The organism is Citricoccus parietis, assembly GCF_042433045.1.
Lineage (GTDB): Bacteria > Actinomycetota > Actinomycetes > Actinomycetales > Micrococcaceae > Citricoccus > Citricoccus parietis.
Window position 1 is genome coordinate 78,736 of record NZ_JBHLWH010000038.1, and the last position, 6,709, is coordinate 85,444.

Below are 6,709 nucleotides of genomic sequence, written 5' to 3' on the forward strand. Positions count from 1 at the left end.
AGGGCTAGGCATCTTTTCCCGGTGGCCGGTGCTCCCATAGGACGATCCCTTTCGGATGTCTTGGGTAAGTGGCTGGGTTGGGTTCGGGGTCAACCACGCACCGTGCAGGGCCGTCAGGTTCCTGCAGGTGGGCCGTCTCTCATCGCTGTCAGCACAGCGTCGAGGACAGAGTCGGCGATCTCCTGAGCGAACTCCACACTGTCGGGGCCTGGGTATGTCGGCCCGATCTTGGCGTACGCAGCAGCCCTGGCGGCCTGCAGGATGAACTGGGAGTGCTGTCCCATGCGTGCCCGGCTTTGCTGCTCATGGGCCAAGAGATTGAGGCCCAGCAGGTCTTGTCGGTGCTCCTCATCGTCGTCCACCGGACCGACGTGGATCTGCACGACCTGCTCATCCGCCACAGCCCTCGGTCTCCGGGCCGCCGGCCGAGCTGTCGACTGATCATCAAGCGGGCTGGGATCGTCGCTGGCGGGGTGGAGGCCATCGACGATCAGTTCGCGCACTTCGGTGAACGAGTCATCGGTCTCATGCGGTTCCCATCGCTGGAGCTGGGCCAGCACCCACTCCCAATGCTCGCGCCGAAGCACTATCGGAAGCCGATGCTCCGGGGGCGGCCAACCGTACTGATCCCGTTCCCCCGAGTACGCCGCGGAGGCCCGCCAGCCGGCGTCCCGAACGCACGACCCGTTGATCACTGACTCCATGATCGCCTCCACGACGTCCATGGCCATGCTGTTATCGGCGCACCCATCCACACGCTTCCATAAGCCCACAGGGATGCTCACCGTCAGGTAGTCCATGGTGATCATCCTGCCCGATCCTGGGCACGCCGCATCGCGGTCGTACAAGCGGACAGTCTCATGAGACAACGGATCTGTGGCTCGATCAGAACCCGCTGTCAGTTTCAGAAGGGGACGCGAATGTGACAAGTCATCTGCACGAAACGCCAAGGGTGATGTTGACGCCGTCCATAGGGGGATCGCCTTTCGGGACAGTGCTGACGTCGCCACTGGATTTTTGTGCAGACCACTCCTGAACCCTGTTTCATCGGCTTCCGACAAATTTATTGCCGTCGAACTGAGCCGTCGGAGTCGAACTGCCGCGGGTAATACAGCAGTGAGGCGACCCCGCCACCAAGGGCACCTGCGGCGATCACCATGAAGCCTGACACGGGTATGGCCCCCGCCGTGATCAAAACCACGGTCATCAACAGCCCCGGAGCGGCGGCGGCCGCAACAATGCGGGCGTCGAAGACTTTGGTCACCGGGTGCGAGCCATGGCGAGCTGCGTGAACGCGGAGGAATATCCCGGCGCACAGAGCGGACATGATTCCGTAGCCGAGAGCTATCCACGCCGACTCCGCCACGAACGGTTGACGCCATCCGGCCGAGAACACGAAGAGCACAGCGGCGGTCAGCAGACCACCGACCACCAGTGCTCTGATCACGGCCTGTCCCGATCACGTTGCCGTCCGGAAGTGCCGAGTTCCGCTCCGGCTTGGTCGGACATCGCAGCTGCCCGGCGCCGGTCGGCGGCCAGGATGCCATCACGGACGCCGGCGCGAATCACGCCGTACAGCAGGTAGAAGAAGATCGCGGCAAAGACGACGTAGAGCACCAAGCCAGTGACGTTTCCCATGATCAGAGGTTACCTTCGGGTGCTCTTGTCTTAACGGCGACAGGAGCCAACGTGTCGATGCTGTACCGGGATCGGCTATCGGAAGATGAGTACCGCGGCCTTTGCCTCCTCAGCCGCGGCATCGGAGCCCCCGGGCGGGACACGTACTGACCCGGGCCCACGGCGGGCCCTCGGGATACGGTGGTTCCACGCATCCTGAGGGGGAGCCACCGTGAAGACCGCGAGACAACTGACCCTGCCCGCCGCCGTCGCCCTGCACACCATGGGCTCCGTCCTGTTCTCGCTCATGACCTGGGTGGTGATCGCCAGCAGCGCATCACCCGGAGCGCTGGACGGTGGGCTCTGGGTTCTGAGCTACACACTCGCCGCCGTCGTCGGGCTCTTGGGGGTCCTCGGCCTGGCCCTGGCCCTCCGGGACCGGCGGGCGGGCCCGGGCGGCCAGGCGGCCCAGACCCTTGCATCCGTGGCCCTGGCCACCGCCCTGATCCTGTTGGCCGTCCGGACTTTCATACCCCTCGGCGTGGTCGACCGCGCGATCGGCATCGAGGGCTACAACGCCGTACTACAGACCCTCTCCATGGCCGGACTGCTACTGGCCGCCACCGCCGTGGTGGCCGGCGCCGTGGCCGCGCGCCGTGCCCCTCGGGGGCCCGGCACCGCGACACGCATCCTGGCGGCCATCGCCCCGCCAGCCGCGCTGGTGGCCTGGGGAGCGATCCCGCTGCTGGCACCCACCCCCTCGGGGCTCACCATCGCCTCCGCCCTGGGCTCGGTGCTGGCCCTCGTGGGCCTGGGTGCCGCCGTCGTGCTCCTGCGCCGCTCACCGGGCACGGAGCGGCCGAGGCACGAAGATGTCGGCAGAGAAGCCGACGGTGCACTCGGGCCCGACGACGGCCCGGTCGGCACGGCCGCCGCTGCTGCGGCCGCGATCGCGATGGAGGGCACCGGCCGACGGTTCCTGCGCCACCTGGCCACCCCGCTGGGGCTGGCCTGCCTGGCGCTCATCCTGCAGCTGCTGGACGTCGTCCAGACCGGTCTGGGCGCCTGGCTGCCGCTGGTCTCCGCCGTGGTCCTGGCCATCGCCGCCGTGGCCGGGGCCGTGCTGGACTACCGCGCGCTCGGCGGGACGGGGGTACCGCGGGCCGGGCATCTGGTCGGCGAGCTGGGCGTTCCGGCCTCGATCCTCGTGATCCCGGTGGCCCTGCTGTTCGGTGGGCTGGCCGGTGGCGGCTGGGCGATGCTCGGCGCCCTGGTCATCGGCTTGCTGGTGGCCGCCCTCGTGGCGCTCATCGGCCTGATCGGGGTGCTGATCTCCGCGTTCTCCGGGCGCTACGCCTCCGGAGCAGCGCGGTCCTCCGTCATCGCCACCGGCCTGGTGTTCGTGGCGGCCGCGACCTTCATCCCGTTCCAGTCCGCCGGAGCGGCCCTGGTCAGCGTCATAGCAACCGCCTTCCTGCTGCTCGTGGCACTGGGGTCCGGGCTGGTCGCCGTACTCTCGTCCCGGCCCACCCTGCGGCTGCCCGAGCCGACGGAGCCGTTGCCCACAGAGACAACTGACGATGGCGTCAACGCCGTCCGCAACCCCTACCTGTAGCCCCACCTCCGCAGCGGCGAGCGTGTCCGACCCACGGCGGGTTCGGCCCGTTGTGCCACGTACCATGGAAGGCATGACTTTTCCCCCCGACGGTTCCGCGGACACCCCCGCGAGCACCCCGGCAGACGAACCCAGCACACCGGATCCGGACCGGCCAGGGACGGTCCGGCCCACGCCAGATCCGAGCCGGTCCGGCACGGGCTCCCCGGTGCCTGATGGCCTGGACCGCCGCACCCTGGTGGTCCGCCGGGCCCCGAAGGTGCAGATGTTCCTGATCGGGGGTGCCCTGCTCGGCGTCATCGTCGCGCTGCTGGTGACCGCCTTCGGCGAGGCCAACCCGGAGTTCACCTTCGGTTCCACCTTCGGGTACTTCCTGGTGCTCTTCGGCATCCTCGGTGTGGGGATCGGAGCGATCGTCTGGCTGGTGCTGGACCGCCGGTCGAAGAAGCACACCTATACCGTGACGGCCGAGTCCGTGGACAGCTATGAGGACGCCGATTACGCCGTCCAGGACCACGATCTGCAGCAGTGGACAGACAAGTGGGAGAATGGGGAGCGTGACCAAGATGCGCGGTGACGGCCTGCTGACACATGACCTCGACCCCCATGAGAAGGGTCCCCAGGACGAATGCGGGGTGTTCGGCGTCTGGGCCCCCGGCGAGGAGGTCTCCAAGCTCGCCTACTACGGCCTGTACGCCCTGCAGCACCGGGGGCAGGAGTCCGCGGGCATCGCCACCTCGGACGGCAAACGGATCTCCGTGTACAAGGACCTGGGTCTCGTCTCCCAGGTCTTCGACGAGGCGACCCTGAATACCCTGACCGGGCACATCGCCGTCGGGCACTGCCGGTACTCGACCACCGGCGGCAACAACTGGGAGAACGCCCAGCCGACCCTCGGCGCCACCGCGGGCGGCACCGTGGCCCTGGGCCACAACGGCAACCTGGTGAACTCCGCCGAGCTGTACCGGATGGTGCAGGGCCGCTACGGCAAGCAGACCCGGGGCGAGATGGCCCAGGGCAACACCACGGACACCGCGCTCGTCACGGCCCTGCTGCAGGGTGAGGAGGGCTCCACCCTCGAGCAGACGGCCACCGAGCTGCTCCCGCTGATCCGGGGGGCCTTCTCCTTCGTCTTCATGAACGAGCACACCCTCTACGCCGCACGGGACCCGCAAGGCGTGCGCCCGCTGGTGCTCGGCCGGCTCGAGCGCGGCTGGGTGGTGGCCTCCGAGCAGTCCGCCCTGGCCACGGTGGGCGCCTCCTTCATCCGTGAGGTCGCCCCCGGCGAGCTCATCGCCATCGACGAGGAGGGCATCCGCTCCACCCGGTTCGCCGAGTCCAAGCCGGCGCACTGCGTCTTCGAGTACGTCTACCTCGCCCGGCCCGATGCCACCATCAGCGGCCGCTCCGTCTACGAGTCGCGCGGGGCCATGGGTCGCGCGCTGGCCCGGGAGAACCCGGTGGAGGCGGACGTCGTCATCCCGGTCCCGGAGTCCGGCACGCCCGCCGCGGTGGGCTACGCCGAGGAGTCCGGCATCCCTTTCGGCCAGGGCTTCGTCAAGAACTCCTATGTGGGCCGCACCTTCATCCAGCCGTCGCAGACCCTGCGCCAGCTCGGCATCCGGCTCAAGCTCAACGTCCAGCCCGCCGTGGTGTCCGGCAAGCGCGTGGTGGTGGTGGACGATTCGATCGTGCGCGGCAACACCCAGCGCGCGGTGGTCAGAATGCTCAAGGAGGCCGGTGCCGCCGAGGTGCACGTGCGGATCTCCTCACCGCCCATCAAGTGGCCCTGTTTCTACGGGATCGACTTCGCCTCACGGGCCGAGCTGATCGCCAACGGTGCCGGGGTCGCGGAGATCGCCGCCTCGATCGGGGCCGACTCGCTGGAGTACATCTCCGCCGAGGGCATGATCGAGGCCACCGAGCAGCCCCGCCGCTCGCTGTGCACCGCCTGCTTCACCGGCGACTACCCGATCCCGCTGCCCAGCGAGGACGAGCGCGGCAAGCACCTGCTGGAGCAGCCGGTCGCCGCCGCGGCGACCGCGACCACGTCCGACCCCCTCGTGGATCCGGAGTCCACGGTGGACCCGGAGGAGCGCCCCGGCGCCGTCGGAGGGGACCCGGGCCCCGGCTCCTCCCTCGAAGACCTGCTGACCGCAACCGACAGGACCCCGCTGTGACCGCTTCCGAGCACCTCCACGATCCGGCCGGCGCAGTGCCCGGCACCGCCGAGAACGCCCCCGGGACCACCTACGCCTCCGCCGGCGTGGACGTGGAGGCCGGTGACCTCGCCGTCGAGTTGATGAAGGACGCCGTGAGGGCCACCCACCACGACTCCGTGGTCGGTGGCTTCGGCGGCTTCGCCGGGCTGTATGACGTCTCGGCGCTGCTGAAGTACTCGAAGCCGCTGCTGGCGACCTCCACGGACGGCGTCGGCACCAAGGTCGCGATCGCGCAGGCGCTGGACAAGCACGACACGATCGGCTTCGACCTGGTCGGCATGGTCGTGGACGACATCGTGGTGGTCGGCGCCGAGCCGCTGTTCATGACCGACTACATCGCCTGCGGCAAGGTGGTGCCGGAGCGCATCGCGGACATCGTCCGCGGCATCGCCGCCGGCTGCGCGGCCGCCGGCACCGCCCTCGTGGGCGGAGAGACCGCCGAGCACCCCGGCCTGCTGGGCGTGGACGAGTATGACGTCGCCGGTGCTGCCACCGGCGTGGTCGAGGCCTCCGCCCTGCTCGGCCCCGAGCGCGTCCGTGAGGGCGACGTGGTCATCGCCATGGCCTCCTCCGGCATCCACTCCAACGGCTACTCCCTGGTCCGACGCGTCATCAACGACGCCGGCTGGTCCCTCGACCGTGAGGTCACCGACCTGGGCCGCACGCTCGGCGAGGAGCTGCTGGAACCGACGCGCATCTACACGGCCGACTGCCTGGACGTGATGCGCCACCTCAACGGTGACCCTGTCTCCGGTGCCGCGGGCGCGGTGACCACCGCCTCTGGCGAGCCCGCCCTGCACGGCTTCTCCCACGTCACCGGTGGTGGCCTCGCGGCCAACCTGGCCCGCGTGCTCCCCCAGGGCCTGATGGCCACCATGGATCGCGGGACCTGGTCACTGCCGGCCGTGTTCTCCCTCGTCGGCCAGCTCGGCCGCGTCCCGCTCGAAGACCTGGAACGCACCCTGAACCTCGGCGTCGGCATGGTCGCCGTGGTGGATCCCGCCGCCGCCGACGAGGCACTGACCCGGCTCAACGCCCGCGGCCTGACCTCCTGGGTCGCCGGCACCGTGGGCCGCGTGACGGACGAGGCCCGGAACGCCGGCACCGACTTCATGCAGGGCGCCAAGGGCGTGGACGGCGGAGCGGTGCTGCTGACCGGGGACTACGCCACGGCCTGACCCCTCTTCCACAACTGATATGTAGTGGTGTCCTGTCAAGTGGCAGGGTGCGGCGCCCGTCCCTGATCAAGGGGGCG

At 69.3% G+C, this 6,709-nt stretch carries 7 protein-coding genes; 4 read left to right on the forward strand and 3 right to left on the reverse strand.

Going from position 1 to position 6,709, the window contains the following annotated elements:
* Positions 1–113: 113 nt before the first annotated feature.
* The 3 genes from ACFFIO_RS13035 to ACFFIO_RS13045 all read right to left on the reverse strand — a co-directional run bounded on the left by ACFFIO_RS13035 (position 114) and on the right by ACFFIO_RS13045 (position 1,638).
* Entirely contained in the window at positions 114–809 is a 696-nt protein-coding gene (locus ACFFIO_RS13035; RefSeq protein WP_378042393.1) for a hypothetical protein, read from the reverse strand.
* A gap of 254 nt (positions 810–1,063) precedes the next feature.
* Entirely contained in the window at positions 1,064–1,447 is a 384-nt protein-coding gene (locus ACFFIO_RS13040; RefSeq protein WP_378042395.1) for a hypothetical protein, read from the reverse strand.
* Positions 1,444–1,638: a hypothetical protein gene (locus ACFFIO_RS13045; RefSeq protein WP_378042397.1), complete on the reverse strand. Its 195-nt coding sequence runs from the start codon at positions 1,636–1,638 to the stop codon at positions 1,444–1,446. Before ACFFIO_RS13045 ends, ACFFIO_RS13040 begins: the two co-directional genes overlap by 4 nt.
* Positions 1,639–1,849: 211 nt before the next feature.
* On the opposite strand from ACFFIO_RS13045, the gene ACFFIO_RS13050 reads away from it, so the two are divergent.
* The 4 genes from ACFFIO_RS13050 (at position 1,850) to purM (ending at position 6,632) form a co-directional block, all read left to right on the forward strand.
* Positions 1,850–3,232: a hypothetical protein gene (locus tag ACFFIO_RS13050; protein ID WP_378042398.1), complete on the forward strand. Its 1,383-nt coding sequence runs from the start codon at positions 1,850–1,852 to the stop codon at positions 3,230–3,232.
* 73 nt (positions 3,233–3,305) lie between these two features.
* Entirely contained in the window at positions 3,306–3,809 is a 504-nt protein-coding gene (locus ACFFIO_RS13055) for a hypothetical protein (RefSeq protein WP_378042400.1), read from the forward strand.
* The gene (gene purF / locus ACFFIO_RS13060; protein WP_378042411.1) at positions 3,799–5,412 is read left to right on the forward strand and encodes an amidophosphoribosyltransferase; all 1,614 of its coding nucleotides are present in this window, start codon (positions 3,799–3,801) and stop codon (positions 5,410–5,412) included. The genes ACFFIO_RS13055 and purF overlap by 11 nt, the downstream gene beginning before the upstream one ends.
* A gap of 35 nt (positions 5,413–5,447) precedes the next feature.
* A complete protein-coding gene (purM, locus tag ACFFIO_RS13065; protein WP_378042413.1) occupies positions 5,448–6,632 on the forward strand; it encodes a phosphoribosylformylglycinamidine cyclo-ligase in 1,185 nt (394 codons plus the stop codon).
* Positions 6,633–6,709: the final 77 nt, after the last annotated feature.

Excerpts from the sequence above, each read along its gene's own strand:
- purF (WP_378042411.1), top strand. The coding sequence starts at position 3,799 with ATGCGCGGTGACGGCCTGCTGACACATGACCTCGACCCCCATGAGAAG.
- ACFFIO_RS13055 (WP_378042400.1), top strand. The coding sequence starts at position 3,306 with ATGACTTTTCCCCCCGACGGTTCCGCGGACACCCCCGCGAGCACCCCG.
- ACFFIO_RS13045 (WP_378042397.1), bottom strand. The coding sequence starts at position 1,638 with ATGGGAAACGTCACTGGCTTGGTGCTCTACGTCGTCTTTGCCGCGATC.
- ACFFIO_RS13035 (WP_378042393.1), bottom strand. The coding sequence starts at position 809 with ATGATCACCATGGACTACCTGACGGTGAGCATCCCTGTGGGCTTATGG.